The organism is Geomonas silvestris (assembly GCF_014193515.1).
Taxonomy (GTDB): Bacteria; Desulfobacterota; Desulfuromonadia; order Geobacterales; family Geobacteraceae; genus Geomonas; species Geomonas silvestris.
The window spans coordinates 94,833-111,831 of the sequence record NZ_BLXX01000014.1; the positions used below are offsets into that span (position 1 = coordinate 94,833).

At 62.6% G+C, this 16,999-nt stretch carries 15 protein-coding genes; 9 read left to right on the forward strand and 6 right to left on the reverse strand.

Annotated elements, in window-relative coordinates:
- The first annotated feature begins 301 nt into the window (after window positions 1-301).
- The 3 genes from GMST_RS18810 (at window position 302) to GMST_RS22665 (ending at window position 3,733) form a co-directional block, all read left to right on the forward strand.
- A complete protein-coding gene (locus tag GMST_RS18810; protein WP_183356246.1) occupies window positions 302-2,245 on the forward strand; it encodes an aconitate hydratase in 1,944 nt (647 codons plus the stop codon).
- Entirely contained in the window at window positions 2,235-3,212 is a 978-nt protein-coding gene (gene pdhA, locus GMST_RS18815) for a pyruvate dehydrogenase (acetyl-transferring) E1 component subunit alpha (RefSeq protein ID WP_183356247.1), read from the forward strand. Before GMST_RS18810 ends, pdhA begins: the two co-directional genes overlap by 11 nt.
- 191 nt (window positions 3,213-3,403) lie before the next feature.
- Window positions 3,404-3,733 (forward strand): Arm DNA-binding domain-containing protein, encoded by a 330-nt coding sequence (locus GMST_RS22665; protein ID WP_183356248.1) that lies wholly within the window; start codon window positions 3,404-3,406, stop codon window positions 3,731-3,733.
- A gap of 87 nt (window positions 3,734-3,820) precedes the next feature.
- Here the strand turns inward: GMST_RS22665 and GMST_RS18825 are convergent, their stop codons facing one another.
- Window positions 3,821-5,683 (reverse strand): PAS domain S-box protein, encoded by a 1,863-nt coding sequence (locus GMST_RS18825; protein WP_183356249.1) that lies wholly within the window; start codon window positions 5,681-5,683, stop codon window positions 3,821-3,823.
- A 426-nt stretch (window positions 5,684-6,109) separates the two neighbouring features.
- On the opposite strand from GMST_RS18825, the gene GMST_RS18830 reads away from it, so the two are divergent.
- The 3 genes from GMST_RS18830 to GMST_RS18840 are packed head-to-tail and all read left to right on the forward strand — an operon-like array spanning window position 6,110 to window position 8,389.
- A complete protein-coding gene (locus GMST_RS18830; RefSeq protein ID WP_183356250.1) occupies window positions 6,110-6,277 on the forward strand; it encodes a hypothetical protein in 168 nt (55 codons plus the stop codon).
- A gap of 43 nt (window positions 6,278-6,320) precedes the next feature.
- Window positions 6,321-7,607 (forward strand): alpha/beta fold hydrolase, encoded by a 1,287-nt coding sequence (locus GMST_RS18835; protein WP_198424576.1) that lies wholly within the window; start codon window positions 6,321-6,323, stop codon window positions 7,605-7,607.
- Window positions 7,604-8,389: an MlaA family lipoprotein gene (locus GMST_RS18840; RefSeq protein WP_183356251.1), complete on the forward strand. Its 786-nt coding sequence runs from the start codon at window positions 7,604-7,606 to the stop codon at window positions 8,387-8,389. Before GMST_RS18835 ends, GMST_RS18840 begins: the two co-directional genes overlap by 4 nt.
- 176 nt (window positions 8,390-8,565) lie before the next feature.
- Here the strand turns inward: GMST_RS18840 and GMST_RS22735 are convergent, their stop codons facing one another.
- The 5 genes from GMST_RS22735 to GMST_RS18860 all read right to left on the reverse strand — a co-directional run bounded on the left by GMST_RS22735 (window position 8,566) and on the right by GMST_RS18860 (window position 10,854).
- Complete coding sequence (locus GMST_RS22735) at window positions 8,566-8,886, reverse strand: low affinity iron permease family protein (protein WP_443093446.1); 321 nt, start codon at window positions 8,884-8,886, stop codon at window positions 8,566-8,568.
- On the reverse strand, window positions 8,810-9,016 hold the full coding sequence (locus GMST_RS22740; RefSeq protein WP_443093447.1) for a low affinity iron permease family protein: 207 nt from the start codon (window positions 9,014-9,016) through the stop codon (window positions 8,810-8,812). The genes GMST_RS22735 and GMST_RS22740 overlap by 77 nt, the downstream gene beginning before the upstream one ends.
- A 57-nt stretch (window positions 9,017-9,073) precedes the next feature.
- The gene (locus GMST_RS18850; protein ID WP_183356252.1) at window positions 9,074-9,361 is read right to left on the reverse strand and encodes a sll1863 family stress response protein; all 288 of its coding nucleotides are present in this window, start codon (window positions 9,359-9,361) and stop codon (window positions 9,074-9,076) included.
- 162 nt (window positions 9,362-9,523) lie between these two features.
- Window positions 9,524-10,438, reverse strand: coding sequence for a hypothetical protein (locus tag GMST_RS18855; protein WP_183356253.1), 915 nt, complete (start codon window positions 10,436-10,438; stop codon window positions 9,524-9,526).
- A 113-nt stretch (window positions 10,439-10,551) separates the two neighbouring features.
- Window positions 10,552-10,854, reverse strand: a complete 303-nt coding sequence (locus GMST_RS18860; protein ID WP_246399877.1) for a hypothetical protein — start codon at window positions 10,852-10,854, stop codon at window positions 10,552-10,554.
- 859 nt (window positions 10,855-11,713) lie between these two features.
- On the opposite strand from GMST_RS18860, the gene GMST_RS18865 reads away from it, so the two are divergent.
- The 3 genes from GMST_RS18865 to GMST_RS18875 all read left to right on the forward strand — a co-directional run bounded on the left by GMST_RS18865 (window position 11,714) and on the right by GMST_RS18875 (window position 16,795).
- Window positions 11,714-14,773: a PAS domain-containing sensor histidine kinase gene (locus GMST_RS18865; protein ID WP_183356254.1), complete on the forward strand. Its 3,060-nt coding sequence runs from the start codon at window positions 11,714-11,716 to the stop codon at window positions 14,771-14,773.
- 70 nt (window positions 14,774-14,843) lie between these two features.
- Window positions 14,844-15,218: a response regulator gene (locus GMST_RS18870; RefSeq protein WP_183356255.1), complete on the forward strand. Its 375-nt coding sequence runs from the start codon at window positions 14,844-14,846 to the stop codon at window positions 15,216-15,218.
- Window positions 15,215-16,795 carry a sigma-54-dependent transcriptional regulator gene (locus tag GMST_RS18875; protein ID WP_183356256.1) on the forward strand — a complete coding sequence of 527 codons (1,581 nt, stop codon included), beginning with the start codon at window positions 15,215-15,217 and terminating at the stop codon, window positions 16,793-16,795. The genes GMST_RS18870 and GMST_RS18875 overlap by 4 nt, the downstream gene beginning before the upstream one ends.
- The last annotated feature ends 204 nt before the right edge of the window (window positions 16,796-16,999 follow it).

Genomic DNA, 16,999 nt, shown 5'->3' on the forward strand with positions numbered 1-16,999 from the left:
CAGCTGCAGATCGGCACCCACACGGTTTTCCCCACACCGCCAGGCGAGTGCACTACCTGTAAGAGAGAGGATTGGTGGTATCATGTATCTGATATGGTGACGTGCCGTTTATGACTGGCAACCTCGCGGTGCAGGGTACGCACGATCTGTAAAACACAGGGCGCTCGATCCTCATAGCACCATCAGCAGCAGTTTCGAGAAGGAAACAAGCCTGAAGGCAACAGCCTCTGTGACAAAACAACCAAGATCCGGTCCTTAAGCTGCTCACGTTTTGTGACTGGACCGGTCGGGAGGATCAATCATGGGACAGAATCTGGCAAACAAAATCCTGGCCAGCCACCTCGTTGAGGGAAAACTGATACCCGGGCAGCCGATCGCCATCAAGATCGACCACACGCTCCTGCAGGACGCCACCGGCACCATGGCGATGCTGGAGTTCATCGCGACCGAAGTGCCACGGGTCAAGGTCGACCTCGCAGCGCAGTACGTCGACCACAACCTCCTGCAGACCGACAACAAGAACGCCGACGACCATGCCTTCTTGGCCAGTTGCGCCCAGAAGTTCGGCATCTACCTCTCAAAGCCGGGTAACGGCGTCTCGCACCAGGTGCAACTCGAGCGCTTCGGGGTCCCGGGGACCACGCTTCTGGGCGCCGACTCGCACACCCCGACTGCCGCGGGGCTCGGGCAGCTGGCGATCGGCGCCGGCGGGCTCGACGTGGCGCTCGCCATGGCCGGGCACCCCTTCCACCTCACCTGCCCGCGCATCTGGGGGATCAGGCTGACCGGCGCCCTGCGCCCCTGGGTCTCCGGGAAGGACGTGATCCTCGAGATGCTCAGGCGGCACAGCGTGAAGGGCGGGGTGGGGCGGATTATCGAGTACTACGGTCCAGGCGTCGCCACCCTGTCGGCCACCGACCGCGCCACCATCGGCAACATGGGGGCGGAACTGGGCGCCACCACCACCATCTTCCCCAGCGACCAGCGCACCCGCGAGTTCCTGGAGGCGCAGGGGAGGGGAGAGTGCTGGCGGGAGCTCGCCGCCGACCCCGACGCGACCTACGACGACCATGACGAGATCGATCTCTCCCAGGTGGAGCCGCTCATCGCCTGCCCCTCCTCGCCCGACAACGTGGTGCGGGTGGCCGAGATCGAGGGGCTCAAGGTGGACCAGGTGATCGTGGGGAGCTCGGTGAACTCCTCCTTTCGTGACCTGATGACGGTCTGCCGCATCCTCGAGGGGAGGCGCATCGCCCCCGGGCTCTCCTTCCACATCAACCCGGGGAGCCGGCAGGTGCTGGAGAACGTCGTGGACAAAGGCGGACTCATGATGCTCCTTCTGGCGGGGGCCCAGGTGCACCAGCCCGGCTGCCTCGGGTGCATCGGGATGGGGCAGGCGCCGGGTACCAACCAGGTCTCCCTGCGCACCTTCCCGCGCAACTTCCCCGGGCGCAGCGGTACCAAGGAGGACCGGGTCTACCTCTGCTCCCCCGAGACCGCAGCCGCGGCCGGGGTCTTCGGCGTGGTGACCGATCCGCGCAAGCTGGGGGACCTGCTCACCTGGCCGGCGGTGCAGAACCCCGAGCGCTACCTGGTCGATGACTCGGGGATCCAGGCGCCTCCCGAGGAGGGCTCGCAGGTCGAGATCGTCACCGGCCCGAACATCGTGCCGTTCCCCGCTTTCGATGCGCTCCCCGACCAGCTCGACCTCGAGGTGATGATCAAGGTGGGGGACAACATCTCCACCGACACCATCATGCCGGCCGGCAACAAGGTGCTCCCCTTCAGGAGCAACATCCCGGCCATCAGCACGTTTGTCTTTGAGCAGGTCGACCCGGAATTCTCCGAGCGGGCCAAGGCCAAGGGGGACGGCGCCGTGGTGGCCGGCGAGAACTACGGCCAGGGTTCCTCGCGGGAACACGCGGCCCTCGCACCGCGCTACCTCGGCATCCGCGCCAAGTTCGCCAAGGGGTTCGCCCGGATCCACCGCGCCAACCTGATCAACTTCGGGATCCTGCCGCTTACCTTCAAAAACCCCGGGGACTACGACCGCCTGAACCGCGGCGACCGGCTGCGCATCTCCGGGTTGCGCGAACAGGTTGCCTCGGGTGGGGTGGAGCTTACCTGGCAGGTAGCTTCCGGCGGCGAGGTGGTGACCCTGTTAAACGCGAGCGAACGCGAGCGTGCCGAGCTTTTGGCGGGGGGGCTCTTGAACAAGGTCCGGGAGGAAAGCCATGGACGATAGCCTGAAAGGGGTGCTTCCCGACGAGGAACTGCTGCGCTTTTACGAGCAGATGGTCTTGTGCCGCGAGTTCGAAGAGAGCTGCGCCGAGCAGTACGCCAAGGGGGAGATCACCGGCTTTTTGCACCTGTACTCCGGGCAGGAGGCTGTGGCGGTCGGTTGCACCGCGGCCCTTGAGCAGAAAGACTACATCCTCTCCGCCTACCGCGACCACGCACAGGCCATCGTGCGCGGGGCCGACCCCAACCGCGTCATGGCCGAACTGTTCGGGCGGGCCACCGGGATCTGCAAGGGGAAGGGGGGCTCCATGCACCTCTTCTCCCCAGAGCACAACTTCATGGGTGGCTACGCCATCGTGGGCGGGCAGTTCCCCATCGCCGTGGGGCTTGCCTTCGCCTCCGCGGTGCGCCGCGAAGACCGGGTCACCGTCTGCTTCTTCGGCGACGGTGCCATGAACCAGGGGACCTTCCACGAGTCGCTCAACTGGGCGAGGCTTTGGGAGCTCCCGGTCCTCTTCGTCTGCGAGAACAACTTCTACGGCATCGGTACCGAGGTGCACCGCGCCTCGGCCGAGGCTGTCCTGCACCGGCGCACCTGCGGCTACGACATCCCGAGCGAAAAGGTGGACGGCATGGACGTGATCGCCATGTACCAGGCGACCAAAAGGGCCGCCGCCTGGGTGAGGGAGCGCCAGCGCCCCTACTTCATCGAGGCGGTCACCTACCGCTTCCGGGGGCACTCCATGGCCGACCCCGCCAAGTACCGCAGCTCCTCCGAGCACGAGATCTGGAAGAGCCGCGACCCGATCCCCAACCTGGCGCGGCGCCTGGTGGCAGAGGGGATCGCCGGCGAGGTGCTTTTGGAGGAGGTCCACAGCCGCTGCGTGGCCCAGGTCCAGGAGGCGGTCCGCTTCGCCTCCGAATCCCCCTGGCCCGACGACCAGGAGATCTGGGAGGATATCTATGTCTGATTTAAATTTGTCATTAAAAGTGGGTTTCGATCCGTTCGTATGATGTCATGCATGTGCACTAACCATTCGTAATTGTTGAGTAGTTTAGCATTTGATGTTAATGTGTTTTTCGTGCCCTACCAGCAAAATCACCCACAGTCAGGGTAAAAGAGGTTGTTTGGAGGTTGCTTGAAGGACGGAGCAACCCTGGTATGGCCGGAGGACATTATGAAGTTTACCGACATGATGATCAGGAATCTGAAGCCCCAGGAGAAGAAGTTTTACCAGAGGGAGGGAGCGGATTCGCGATCTGCGTCTACCCCTCGGGGGTAAAGAGCTGGTACTTCATCTACACCATCGACGGAGCCAGGAGGTATATTGCGTTGGGCAACTACCCTGCGGTTTCCCTCGGTGATGCCAAGGCAAGTACCATAAGTTGTGGGAGGTGTGGAAGGGAGGGAAGGACCTTGGGGAAAAACCGCCCCGCGAGGTCGCGCCGACGGTCAGGCATTTGGCGGAGGAATACCTTGTCAAGCCATTAAAGGACAGTGGAGGTGGCCGGCGCGCCCCGCTCGTGGTTCTTTTCGCCGCTTCGTTCCCTGACCTGGACGTCAGAATACTGTTCGCTGCTAATCCTCACATTTATCGTCGATGAGGGGCTTTTGAGCAGCCTTGTCGAGATACATCAACTCGTCACTCTGCTTTAGTGCAGCTCCCACCTGATCCTTCCCTTGCGCGCAGGCCACGCCGAACGCGATGCTCAGCTTCCCTCCGGTCATCTCGGGGGAACGCCTGATCCTTTCCACCGCTTCTTTCGTTACCTCCAGGCTCGCTCCAGGTAGCAGGATGGCGAATTCGTCCCCGCCGATCCGCGCCACCACCTCGTCAGACCTAAAGGCCCGCTGGATGACCCGCGCCGCCAGACGGATCAGCTCGTCGCCCGCTTCGTGCCCCCGGGTGTCGTTGACCATCTTGAGCCCGTTCACGTCGGCCATCACGATGCAGAGCGGCAATCTCCTCCCCTGGGCCAGGTGCTCCAACTCTGCTTCGAAGAAAGCCCGGTTGTAAAGGCCGGTTAGGATGTCGTGGGTGCTGTCGTGGCGCAGGGTTACCTCCACTTCCTTGCGGCTGGTGATGTCGTGGGCGATGCCTATGATGCCGATCACGATCCCCTTGTCGCCGAAGATCGGGGTCTCGATCTTTTCGAGGTAGCGCATTTTACCCGCTGCGTCCACAGTTGCCTCCTCAAAGTAGCGGCGCCTGCCGGCCGCCATGACTTCGCGGGAGTCCCTTTCGTACTTCTCGGCCAACTCCGGCGGGTAGATGTCGCGGTCGCTTTTGCCGATCATTTCCTCGGGGGGCACCAGGAAGGCGCTGGAGAATGGCTGGTTCACCGCTACGTACCTGCCGTCACGGTCCTTGAGCCAGGCGATGTTGGGGATGTTGTCGAGGATGGCCTGCTGCTGCCCGATCACCTCGCTGATGCGCTCCTCGGCCAGCTTGCGCTCGGTGATGTCCTCCATGGCCAGAAGGATGATGTGCGAGCCGATGTTCTCCCGAAAGATCTGGCGCGCGTTCAGGAGGATGATCTTGCGGCCGATCTCCTGAAAGTCGTGCTCGACCTCGTAGCCGTTGAACACCGTGTCCTTGGGAAGGATCTCCTCGAAGAGCACCCGCAGCTTTGGGATGTCCCACTGCCGGTTGCCCAGGTCGTAGATGAAATTCCCGATGGTCTCCTCGCGGGTCACCTGGAAGGTGTCGTAAAAGCTGTGGTTCGCTGTGAGGATGCGCAGCTGCGAGTCGAGCACCACCAGCGGCTCGCGCACGGTCTCTACGATGTTCTCGGCGTACTCCCGCGCCTCCTGGACCTCGGCCTCAAGCTTCTTGCGCTCGGTGACGTCCCGCATGATCCCGATGGCGTGCCAGGCCCCGCGCAGCATGAGAGCGGAGACTGAGAGCTCTAGCGCGAACTCGCTGCCGTCCGTGCGGCGCGCCGGGAGCTCGGTCAGGGTGCCGATGAGCGGTCCGGTTCCGTCCTTGCTGAACAGGTCGAAGCCGGTCTGGTGGGCCTCCTTGAGCCGCTCGGGGAGGAAGAATCGGTGGAAGTCGCTGCCGTTCACCTCGGAGGCGTCGCAGCCGAACATCCTCTCGCAGGCTGAGTTGCAGAAGGTGACCACTCCCGTGTGGTCCAACATGACGATGGCATCTACGGCGATATCTGCCAGCCGGTACATCAGCTCCTCGCTATCCCTCAAGGTCGACCCGGCCTGTTCCGGCGCGGGCAGCTCCGCCTGCCTCGGTGCTCCGGGGGCCTCGGCCAAATCCCTCGCCTCGCGCAGTTCGGCGTTCTGCATCTCCAGTTCCACCAGGCGCAGCAGTTCCGTTTCCTTAGCAAAGGAGGCTTCCTGGCGCTCGGCCTCCCACGGTTTTGGGGAATGCTGGAGCGGATGCCTGCCGTTATCGGCCTGATCCTTGTCCCGATGACTTGCCATGTGTAGTGCCCTTATTCGATCGTTACCCGACGTTGCCTTCAGGTGGCGCAGCACCGGCTCATGCTACCCGGCCTGCGTCAACTCAGGGATGGATAGCGCAACTAACATGCCAGAGCGGGAGAAGCCGAGCCAGCGGAGCCAATGGCCCGAAAGGATGGGCTTTAATGGGGGAGGGCGGCTGGATCGGCGGGTGAAAGCCGCGTGCGGAATCCGTCACGCGAGGTGGTGCCGTCACATATGACGGTTATGCACCGGATGACGGTTACCACGGGCGGCTTCCCCGCCGCGCAGGCCCCCCGTACCCAAGGTAGCTAACGAATACGACAGGTTGTCGGCTCGGCATCCCCTGGCACGTAACCTGCTCAGGTTCTCCCTAGCTGAACCTGACTGGCAACGGTCCTTACAACAATGCAAAAGGAGCACTCAATGAAAACATCATCGATAGTTTCCCTGATAACGGTTCTGGCGGCAGGTCTCACGTTGTCGGGCTGCATCTTCCCCTATTGGTACGACGACGGCGGGCGAGGCGGCGGGTACCACGACGGCGGCGGGCGTGGCGGCGGCGGACACCACGACGGCGGCGGACGCCGCTAGCGGTCGACGTCCACCAAGGAGGATTCTCTCCGGGAGTTTTACCATGTGCCTGAGACTGCTTGTCATTCTTATTCTAGTTTGTCTGCCCCTGCCGGGGCACGCTGCGGACCCCGAGTATGGTTATCCGATCACGGGTTCCTACGAGGCGACCATCCTGGGGACCCCGCCGGCGCTGATGCCCGAGTTGCCTGCGCGGATACCGCTTCGGCAGCTCGTGCTGAAGGTGCTGCCCGATCGAAAGACCCCTGCGGTGTTCTTCTACAACGACGGGCTGCGCTGCACCCTGGCCTATCAGAAAAAGAAGGCGCCGCTGGTATTCCTGATCGCCGGGGCCGGCTCCAACGACCGTTCCTTCAAGCTGATGACCATGATGCGGGCACTCTACGCCGCCGGCTTCCACGTCATCACCCTGCCGTCCACCACCCACGCCAATTTCATCATCTCGGCTTCCCGGGGAGGCGTGCCGGGCGACCTTACCGAAGACGCGGCGGATATGTACCGCGCCATGCAGATCGCCTGGGAAAAGGTGTCCGGCGACATCGAGGTCTCCGACTTCTACCTGGGCGGCTACAGCCTGGGAGCTGCCCAGGCTGCCTTCGTGGCCAAGTTGGACGAGGAGAGCCGGGTCTTCAACTTCAAAAAGGTTCTGCTGATCAACCCGCCGGTCAGCCTCTACAGCTCGGTGACCCGGATCGAGGAGATGCTGAAGCAGATTCCCGGCGGGCCCAAGAAGCAGGGGGTCTTCTTCAACAGGATGCTTTCCCGGTTCAGCGAGTTCTACAGCTACGGGAACTACGTCGCCATCAACGACGACTTCCTCTACGCGATCTACCAGGAGAAGCTGTTTTCCCGCGAGGAGACGGCGGGGCTCATCGGGCTCACCTTCCGCATCAACCTGGCCGGCATGATCTTCGCCTCGGACGTGATCACCAACAGCGGCTACGTGGTGCCCAAAAACCGGGTGCTCAAGCCCGATGACTCGCTCTCCGACTACTTCCTAGTCTCCACCCACCTGAGCTTCTACGAATACCTGAACGAGTACCTCTACCCCTATTTCGCGAAGCAGCAGCCGGGGCTTACCAAGGAGGCGTTCATCGAGTCGCTCAGCCTGAAAAGCATCGAGGGGTACCTGAAGTCCTCCGGGAAGTTCGGCGTGATGACCAACGAGAACGATTTCATCCTCACCAAGGCGGAGCTGGACTACCTGCGGGTCGTGTTCGAGGGGCGCATCACCGTCTACCCGCGCGGCGGCCACCTGGGGAACCTGGAATACCGGGACAACCTGGCCCGCCTGGTCGGGTTCTTCAAGGAAGCGGAGGTGCAGCCATGAGACGAGATATGCTGCGCCTGTTAGCTGTCCTTACCCTGGGGCTCTCCCTGGCCGGGTGCGCCAGTACCCGCGAGGCGAGCCTGGCGGAAGTGCGCCCCTGGCACTCGATCAAGGAATTCCGCGATCAGCGCATGGCAGACGTGGCTGATCCCTGGGAAGGGTTCAACCGGAGCATGTACCGGTTCAACTTCAACCTAGACCGCTACCTGCTCCTCCCGGTGGTGGAAGGCTACGAGTACCTGACCCCCCGCTTCGTCCAAAAGCGGGTCTCCGGCATCTTCAACAACCTAAGCGAGCTGCGTAACCTGACCAACAGCATCTTCCAGCTCAAGGGGACCGAGTCGGCGACCACCCTGGGGCGCTTTCTCACCAACAGCACTCTGGGGCTGGCGGGCATGTTCGATCCCGCCACCTCGTTCGGCCTGGCCCGCCGCGACCAGGACTTCGGCAAGACGCTGGGGTACTGGGGGGCGGCTTCCGGCCCCTACCTGGTGCTCCCCTTCTTCGGCCCTTCCTCGGTGCGCGACACGGCGGGGCTGGCCGTGGATAGCGGCATCACCTACGGGATCTATACGGTGGTCGACCCCTTTGCCGCAACCGGCAACAGCCTCGCCTACAGCGCGGGATTGACCGCCCTTGAAGGGGTAGACATGCGGCACCAGCAGAGCTTTCGCTACTACGAAAGCGGCTACCCGTTCGAGTACTATATGGTCCGCTTCCTCTACCATGAAAAACGCGAGATAGAGACGGGCAAGGCGCTCCCGGCCGAGCCGGACCCCTGAAGAGGCGTAGCTCGAATGGCTTTATCGGAAATTTGGTGGGTGGTGCTGGCTTTAGTAGGGCGCGCGTGGCTGTGGGGGTCCTCAGCCCGCGCGCATGGTACGTCCCGCCACTAGGTTCCTCCCGGTTAGCGGAATTCTCCCGCAAGCAGCGCTCATCGGAAAAGGATTTCATCGTACTACCGGCAACTGTCGTAGTATCCCCCGTCTTCCCCTCCGGCTGCGATCGTTTGTTCGCGCGCGGGGCCCCGTTTTGGTTCATGTCGGGGCGGCCGGTATCGGTTAATCCCTTGCGCAGTTCGGCGCGGGCCTGTTTGGCCAGGGTCGAGTAACTGGAGCGGATGTGGTCCAGTTCGTGCTCCTCCAGCTCCTCCAGGTCCAGGAGTGCGTTGTGCGCAACCCTCGTGGGCGCGGATCAGCTCGTCAAGCTTGATCTGCACCGCCTCGGAATCGCGGTTCTGGGTGTTCTGGATCAGGAAGACCATCAGGAAGGTGACGATCGTGGTTCACGTGTTGATCAGTTTGCCAGGTGTCGGAAAAACCAAAGATCGGGCCGGTCACAATCCAGATGAGGATGACCGCGCGCGAGCGCCTTTGCGAAGCTGGTGAACCATGAGGTGCTTTTTCCAGGTTTCATGCCGGTCTCTCCTTGTCGTCGGCTCATTTCACAGGGGCCGGCGTAGCGAACTATTTGATCTTCAGTATGGCGTCGCGCAGGTTGCTCCTGACTTCGTTCCACACCCGGTCGGTTCCTTCCTTCATATCCTCCCACTCGTCCTCGCCTGCCGCAGAGATTCCCTGCAGCTTTTGCGCGGCCTGGTCCCGCTTCGTTTTGAGCGCGGCTATCGCCTTGGAGTAGCCCTCGCCCGAGTCGGGCGTGGCACTTAAGGCCTTGTCCTGCAACTGCTCGATCTGGTTATCCCATTCGACCAACTGGGCGGATAGTTTTTCGACGTATTCGTCTCGCTTTTTCATGTGCAATCTCCTTTGGCCGGACGCAGCTCGCCCCTACAAAGATGATAATTCGTAGGGGCGAGCCGTGTCTGCATTATCGTGCGGTGCGTGAGGGCGAACGGTTGCCGGGCACCCGGTTCCCGCACCCGTGTACCACCGCCCCGGTTGCCGGTTCGGATCCCGTTATCTGTCGTGCCCCTGGCCGCGTTCCTGACCGCCGCCCTGCTCGCGCTCCTGTCCCCCGCCACCTTGCTGTCTTTCGTGGCCCTGCGGAGCCTGTTGCCGCTGTTGCTGAGGCGGAGCCTGCTGCTGGCGCTGTTGCTGTTGCTGCGCAGGAGCCTGCTCCCTCTGCTGGTACTGCTGGGCTGGAGCCTGCTGCTGGCGTTGAGCGCCGGCAGAGCCCTGCTGCCGCGCGTCCGGATGCTGGTTGTTCTGCTGCTGCGGGCGGGCCTGGGGCCTTTCCTGTTTGCCGCGCTCGGCTGCGGGCGCCTTGCGTTCGATCTGCTGGACATGCTGGCGTACTGCCTTGTCGCGCGGCTGGTAGCGGTACTGCTGGCTGTGCAGCTGGTGCTGCTGCTCGACGCGGGGGTAACGGTCGCCGGAATACTGACGCTGGTAGGTGGGCAGCGGAGCGGGCCTCGGTGCGGAGCCGCGCTTCCAGTGATCCCAGCCGCTGCGGCGCTGTTCCCAGTCACGGCCCCAGTGCTGGCCCCAGCGCGGCGGCGCATTGGACTGCCAGCCGCGGAAGTAGGTCGGGGGCTGGCGGTAGTAGCTCACCGGGACGCGCAGGACGTACGCTGGCACGGACATCGGGTCCACGAAACCCCAGGGTCCGTTGTACCAGGTGCTCGCGTACCAGTTGTCGTTCTGGAACACCCAGTACATGCCGTCGTAGAAGAAGTAGTTGCCGGAAACGCGCGGCGCGTAATAGACGGGGTAGCCCGGTATCGGTGACAGGTCCGGGTAGAGCGGCAGGTTGATCCCGATGCTCACGTTGGGCAACCCGATACCGATGCCGACACTGACCCCTGCCACGGCGCTGTGCGCCGTTATCATCACTAGGCATACTGCGATAATTCCGTGACGTAGTTTGCGCATGCTGTCCTCCTTGTCTTGCCTGTTCGAATTCGCCTATCCCCGCGACCCAAAGGACCCCAAGCACTCAAGAGGCACCAGAGGTCTCAAGTCTTCAGAAGTCCCCGGAGACGGTGTTAGCGTCCGTGCCCCTCGTGTTTGTCACGCCCTTCGTGCCGGTCCTGGCCGTAGTGGTTGCCGTTGTCGTGCTTCTTGTGGTGCTTCTTTTTGTAATGCCGGGGCTCCTTCTCGATGTAGACCCTGCGCTCGTCCTGGACATAATAAGGGCGGCCGGCGTCGACCTGGACTGAGACACCCGGAGGCGCCGGCAGGTAGCCGTTGATCTGGACTGCCACATTGGCGGCGTGGGCGGATCCCGGACCGAAGCTTAGGCTAAGTGCCGTGATTAAAAGCGTGGGTACCAACAATTTGATGCGCATGGGTTGCTCCTTTTCGACTGACAGTTTTTACGTTCACTTCACAACCTGAGGTTTCGTAGGCTACCCCTCACATTCCACGTTGCGTGCCAAGGCGACAACTCAATCGCAGTGGTGGTCAACCTGCCGATATATCGAGACCAGCCGGAATTTCAGACGGGGAAGGGGAGGATTGCCGCCGCAGCGGGCCGTCATATGCGACGGAGCCGCCAGATGCCACGGCCGCAGGATCGCCATCCAAGCGCTGCCGGCTTCTCCTGTTAGTCGTCGCTCCACCAGAAGCTTCAAACTCCATGCTGTCTTCCGGTAAGTGGGCTGCAGCTGTTGCTCCGGAGGCAGTTAGTGCCGCTGCTACAATCGCAGCGGTGACTCCTGGCCCTCTCACAGGCTGCCCTGAGGTCCGTTGTCACGTGTACCCTCAACCCGTTGCGGATACGTATCATATGATGGCTCTGGTTACGGTTTTCTCCCTCCACTGCGGCACCCTTCGGGCGATTCTCTCCGAGTATCGGCGGCTTGCAGCCCGCTCTCATGCCTTTTTTCCACGGCACGTTAATTGCGAGTCTGAACTTGTTGGAATAGACCAAGTACAGGTTACTTCATCTGTCTTAGTCAGGAATATAGGCCATAAGGCATAGTTGCTGCCAAGACAAAACAGTACACCTTTCAAAGATATTATTCAGCAAATTCGGGAAATATAGCAATGTCAGAGTCTGCAAGGAACCGATCTCTATCCGCATTATTTGACGGTGTTGCGACATATTCAGGTGTACTTTGCAGATAATGAGGTATAGCCTCATTCAATGGGCGATGTTTCAGATTGTTTGTCTGAAGCTGTTATTCCCGGAAAAGAGAGAAAATAATGGAAAGTAATATCGACACGACTCAGTCATCTGCCCTTGAGGTGCACCAGAGCGAGCTGGAGATGCAGAACCTGGAGCTGCTGCGGACCCAGCAGGAGCTGGAGAACCAGCAGATCGAACTGGAACTGCAAAACGACGAGCTGCACCGGGCCCAGGAACAGCTGGAGACGCAAAAGGTCGAGCTGGAATTGCAAAACGACGAACTGCTGCAGGCCCAGGAACAGCTGGAAGTGCAGAAGATCGAACTGGAACGGCAAAACGAGGAGCTGCTCCGGGTGCAGGGCGAGCTGGAGCTCTCCCGCAACCGGTTTGCCGAGTTCTACGAACTGGCGCCGGTCGGCTACTTCACCTTCGACCCCGCCGGAAGGATCCGTGAAGCGAACCTCGCCGCAGCGCAGCTGGTGGGGAGCAAGCCTCAGCTTTTGGCCGGTACACCCTTCGACAGTCTCGTGGCGGGGGAGCAGGGGAAGGAGATCTTCGCCGGGCACCTGGCCACGGTGCTGCACGAGGAAGGGGTGCAGCGCTGCGACCTGATGCTGGCGGGGAAAAACGACAGGCAGCTCTACGGCCAGCTGCAGAGCATCTGGATCGCGGAGGGCGCAGGCAAGGATGGCTACGTGCTCTGTTCGGTGGTGGACGGCACCATGGCCAGGAAGCTGGAGCACGAGATCCAGGAGGCCCGGAAATACGCCGAGAGCATCGTTGATACGGTCCACAAGCCCCTGGTGGTCCTTAGCCCGGAATTGAAGATCCTCAGCGTCAACTTCAGCTTCTACGAAACCTTCCGGACCACACCCGAGGAAACCCTCGGCTGCTTCATCTACGACCTGGGCAACGGCCAGTGGGACATCCCGGCGCTTCGGGTGCTCTTCGAGGACATCCTCCCCAACGAGAGCGCCTTCAACGGCTACGAGGTAGACCACGTGTTTCCCGGCATCGGCCGCAAGGTCATGCAGCTGAACGCCCGTGAGATCCGTCGGGAGAACATCGGGTCGCACATCATCCTGGTGGCGATGGACGACATCACCGCACGCCGGGAGGCCGAAGAGGCCCTTCTCAAGGCGGGGGCGCTGCAAAACGCCATATTCGATTCGGCCAGCTTCTCCTGCATCGCGACCGACGCCAAGGGGGTGATCCAGATCTTCAACGTCGGCGCCGAACGCATGCTGGGGTACAGCGCCGCCGAGGTGCAGAACTTCATAACGCCGGTCGACATCTTCGACTCCCAGGAAGTGCTCACGCGCGCCCAGGCGCTCAGCGCGGAACTGGGCACACCCATCACCCCAGGGGTCGAGGCCTTGACCTTCAAGGCTTCCCGCGGCATAGAGGACATCTATGAACTTACCTACGTCAGGAAGGACGGCAGCCGCTTTCCTGGTGTGGTGTCCATCTCGGCACTGCGCGACCCGCAGGCTGCCATCATCGGCTACCTGTTGATCGGCACCGACAACACGGTGCGCAACCGGATCGAGACCGAGCAGATGCAGCTGAGCCAGCGCCTGCGGGACCACCAGTTCTACACCCGCTCCCTCTTCGAGGCCAACGTCGACGCCAGCATGACCACCGACCCCTGCGGCATCATAACCGACGTCAACAAGCAGATGGAGGCGCTCACCGACTGCACCCGCGACGAGTTGATCGGCGCCCCCTTCAGGAACTACTTCACCGAGCCGGAGCGGGCCGAGAGCGGCATCAAGCTGGTGCTGGACGAGCGCAAGATCACCGACTTCGAGCTCACCGTACGCACCCGGGACGGCCGGGAGACCGTGGTCTCCCTGAACGCGACCACCTTTTACGACCGGGACCGCAAGCTGCAGGGGGTGTTCGCCGCAGCCCGCGACGTCACCGAGCGCAAGCGGCTGGACCAGGTGCTCCAGGAGAAGAACCTGGAACTGGAGAACGCCCGGGCCGTGGCGGAAAAGACCAGCCTCACCAAGAGCGATTTCCTGGCCAACATGAGCCACGAGCTGCGCACCCCGCTCAACTCGGTGATCGGCTTCTCCGAGGTGCTGCAGGACCAGCTCTTCGGGGCGATCAACGACAAGCAGCAGGAATACGTGAACAACATCATCACCAGCGGCCGCCACCTGCTCTCCCTCATCAACGACATCCTGGACCTCTCCAAGGTGGAGTCGGGCAAGATGGGGCTCGACCTGAGCACCTTTTCGCTCAGGGAGGCCCTGGACGCCTCGCTGAAGATCCTCAGGGAGCGGGCCGTCAAGGCGGGCCTTTCCCTGGAGCTGGACCTGGCCCCCGAGGCCGAGCTGCTCATCAAGGCGGACTCGCGCAAACTGAAGCAGATCCTCTTCAACCTGCTGTCCAACGCGGTAAAGTTCACCCCGACCGCGGGGAGCGTCACGGTGAGCGCGCGCAGGGACGGTGCTTTCATCGAGATAACGGTGGCGGACACCGGCATCGGCATCAGGGAGGAGGACGTCCCCAGGCTGTTCCAGACCTTCACCCAGCTGGAGTCGGTGTACACCAAGGGATTCGAGGGGACCGGCCTGGGCTTGGCGCTCACCCGTCAGCTGGTGGAGCTGCACGGGGGGAGGATCTGGGTGAAAAGCGAGTTCGGCATCGGCAGCAGGTTCAGCTTCACCATCCCCATCACCCAGGTCGCGCGCCGCGCTGACGAGCCTCCGCTTCACGATGCCGTCGCCGGCTCCGGTTCCGGTCACACGGTGCTGCTGATCGAGGATGACCCGCTCACCCTGACCACCCTGGAGAGCGCGCTGCAGCACAGGGGGTACCGGGCGCTCCGGGCGAGTAACGGCCTGGAAGGGGTCGAGATGGCCCAGCGCAACTCGCCCGACCTCATCGTCCTCGACCTGGTCATGCCCGGCATGAACGGTTTCGAGGTCGCTGACCGTTTGAGCCGGGAGATCCCGGGCTCGGAGGTCCCCATCCTGGTGCTCACCTCGATGGACCTCTCGGCCGCCGACCGCAGCCGGCTCACCGGAAAGGTCTGGCGCATCGAAGGGAAGGGGAGCCTCTCCACGCACGAGTTCCTGAGCCTGGTGGAGAGCGTCGTCGGGCAGGGCGAGACCACAGTAGCCTGACGTTTTCAGCGTCAACGGCGGCATTGCCGCGCAGGCGGGAACCCCGGCAGAACCGAACAGGAGCCAAGACATGCCCAACAAGATTCTGATCGTCGAAGACAACGACAACAACCGCCGTCTCTTCCAGGACATCCTGAGCTTTCACGGCCACGAGGTGGCGGTGGCCAGCGACGGCCAGGAAGGGGTCGCCCTGGCGCGGCAGCTGATGCCGGACCTGGTCCTCATGGACATCCAGATGCCGGGGATGGACGGCATGTCCGCCGGCTGCCAGCTCAAGGCGGATCCCGCCACCCGCGGGCTCAGGATCATCGCCCTCACCTCCTTCGCCATGCAGGGGGACGAGGCCAAGTTCCTGGCGGCCGGTTTCGACGGCTACCTCTCCAAACCGGTCAGCACCCGGGAGCTCCCGATACTGGTGAAAAAATGGCTGGAGGCGACACCATGACCCAAAAAACCACCGCGCGCATCCTCTGCGTGGACGACGGCCCTCTCAACCTGAGCCTTTTGGAGGCGATGCTGGCTCCCCGCGGCTACCAGGTGGTCCAGGCGACCGGCGGCCCGCAGGCGCTGGAGATCATCGCCGCGCAACCTGTCGACATCTGCCTTTTGGACGTGTCCATGCCCGGCATGGACGGGTTCGAGGTCTGCCGGCGCATCAAAGGCGACGCCAAGACCCGCAACATCCCGGTGGTGATGATCACCTCGTATGCGGACTTGGCCAACCGCATACGCGGCACCGAGGCGGGCGCCGAGGATTTCATCTCCAAGCCCTTTGAATCGGCCGAGGTGCTGGCGCGCATCAAGATGCTCCTGGAGCTCAAATGGCTCGACGACCGGCGCGTGCAACTGGAGGCGGACCTGCAGCTGGCGCACGACAGCCTGGAGCTGACCGTGTCCGAACGCACCGAGGAGCTTACCCGGGCAAACCTCAAGCTTACCCAGGAGGTGCAGGAGCGCACCAAGGCTGAAGAGTCGCTCCAGGGGGCCTACGCGGAGATCAAGGGGCTCAAGGACCGGCTCCAGGCGGAGAACGTCTACCTGCGCCAGGAGGTGGGACGGCAGTACAACTTCGGGGAGATCATCGGCCAAAGCGACCAGCTGGAGCAGGTGTTCCTGCGGGTGTCGCAGGTGGCACCCATGAACGCGACGGTGCTGCTTTTGGGCGAGACCGGCACCGGCAAGGGGGTGGTGGCGCGTGCCATCCACAGCAGCAGCTCGCGCAAGGAGCAGCCCCTGATCACCATCAACTGCACCACGCTGCCGGCCACTCTGGTGGAGAGCGAGCTCTTCGGGCGCGAGCGGGGAGCCTTCACGGGGGCCGACACCCGGCAGATCGGGCGCTTCGAATTGGCCGACGGCGGCACCATCTTCCTGGACGAGATCGGCGACATGCCGATGGAGTTGCAGTGCAAGCTGTTGCGGGTGCTGCAGGACGGCGAGTTCGAGCGCCTGGGGAGCCCGCGCACCATCAAAACGGACGTGCGCATCATCGCGGCCACCAACCGCAACCTGGAGGTCGAGGTCCGGGAGGGGCGCTTTCGTGAGGACCTCTACTACCGGCTCAACGTCTTCCCCATCACCATGCCCCCCCTGCGCAAGCGCTGCGCCGACATCCCGCTCTTGGTCAACCACTTCGTCACCAAGTTCAACAAGAAGATGGGGCGCAAGATCGACACCGTTTCCCGGGACACCCTGGAGCTGTTGTCCGGCTACCACTGGCCCGGCAACGTGCGGGAGCTGGAGAGCGTAATCGAGCGTGCGGTGATCACCAGCACGGGCAGGTCCCTGCAGGTGCTGGACCGCTTCGACAGCTTCAGGAAGCCGGAGCATCCGGATCAGCCGGGGCGGGGCGAGGAGTATGGCGTCAAGCCGCTCATCGAACTGGAGCAGGATCACATACTCCACGTCTTGCAAAAGACCGGCTGGCGCATCGAGGGGAAAAACGGAGCGGCGGGGATCCTGGGGCTGAACGCCAGCACCCTGCGCGCCCGGATGCGCAAGTACGGCATCGTGCGCGTGTAGGGCGCCGCACCTGGCACCTGCCGGAGAGCGACACTGACAACTTGGCAGGAGCGGCTGCAAACAACTCAAACGACCCGCCCACTCCCCCGTCACATATGGCAGTTATGCCGAAATGCAACCGGTCACCGTGACGGCTTAATCAGGCCCCGCGCACCCCGATTCAAAATCACTCTTTTTATCAGTGTCTTACCTGTGTGTGACGGC

Coding starts and splice junctions, on each gene's coding strand:
- GMST_RS18810 (WP_183356246.1), top strand. CDS start 302: ATGGGACAGAATCTGGCAAACAAAATCCTGGCCAGCCACCTCGTTGAG.
- pdhA (WP_183356247.1), top strand. CDS start 2,235: ATGGACGATAGCCTGAAAGGGGTGCTTCCCGACGAGGAACTGCTGCGC.
- GMST_RS22665 (WP_183356248.1), top strand. CDS start 3,404: ATGGCCGGAGGACATTATGAAGTTTACCGACATGATGATCAGGAATCT.
- GMST_RS18825 (WP_183356249.1), bottom strand. CDS start 5,683: ATGGCAAGTCATCGGGACAAGGATCAGGCCGATAACGGCAGGCATCCG.
- GMST_RS18830 (WP_183356250.1), top strand. CDS start 6,110: ATGAAAACATCATCGATAGTTTCCCTGATAACGGTTCTGGCGGCAGGT.
- GMST_RS18835 (WP_198424576.1), top strand. CDS start 6,321: ATGTGCCTGAGACTGCTTGTCATTCTTATTCTAGTTTGTCTGCCCCTG.
- GMST_RS18840 (WP_183356251.1), top strand. CDS start 7,604: ATGAGACGAGATATGCTGCGCCTGTTAGCTGTCCTTACCCTGGGGCTC.
- GMST_RS18850 (WP_183356252.1), bottom strand. CDS start 9,361: ATGAAAAAGCGAGACGAATACGTCGAAAAACTATCCGCCCAGTTGGTC.
- GMST_RS18855 (WP_183356253.1), bottom strand. CDS start 10,438: ATGCGCAAACTACGTCACGGAATTATCGCAGTATGCCTAGTGATGATA.
- GMST_RS18860 (WP_246399877.1), bottom strand. CDS start 10,854: ATGCGCATCAAATTGTTGGTACCCACGCTTTTAATCACGGCACTTAGC.
- GMST_RS18865 (WP_183356254.1), top strand. CDS start 11,714: ATGGAAAGTAATATCGACACGACTCAGTCATCTGCCCTTGAGGTGCAC.
- GMST_RS18870 (WP_183356255.1), top strand. CDS start 14,844: ATGCCCAACAAGATTCTGATCGTCGAAGACAACGACAACAACCGCCGT.
- GMST_RS18875 (WP_183356256.1), top strand. CDS start 15,215: ATGACCCAAAAAACCACCGCGCGCATCCTCTGCGTGGACGACGGCCCT.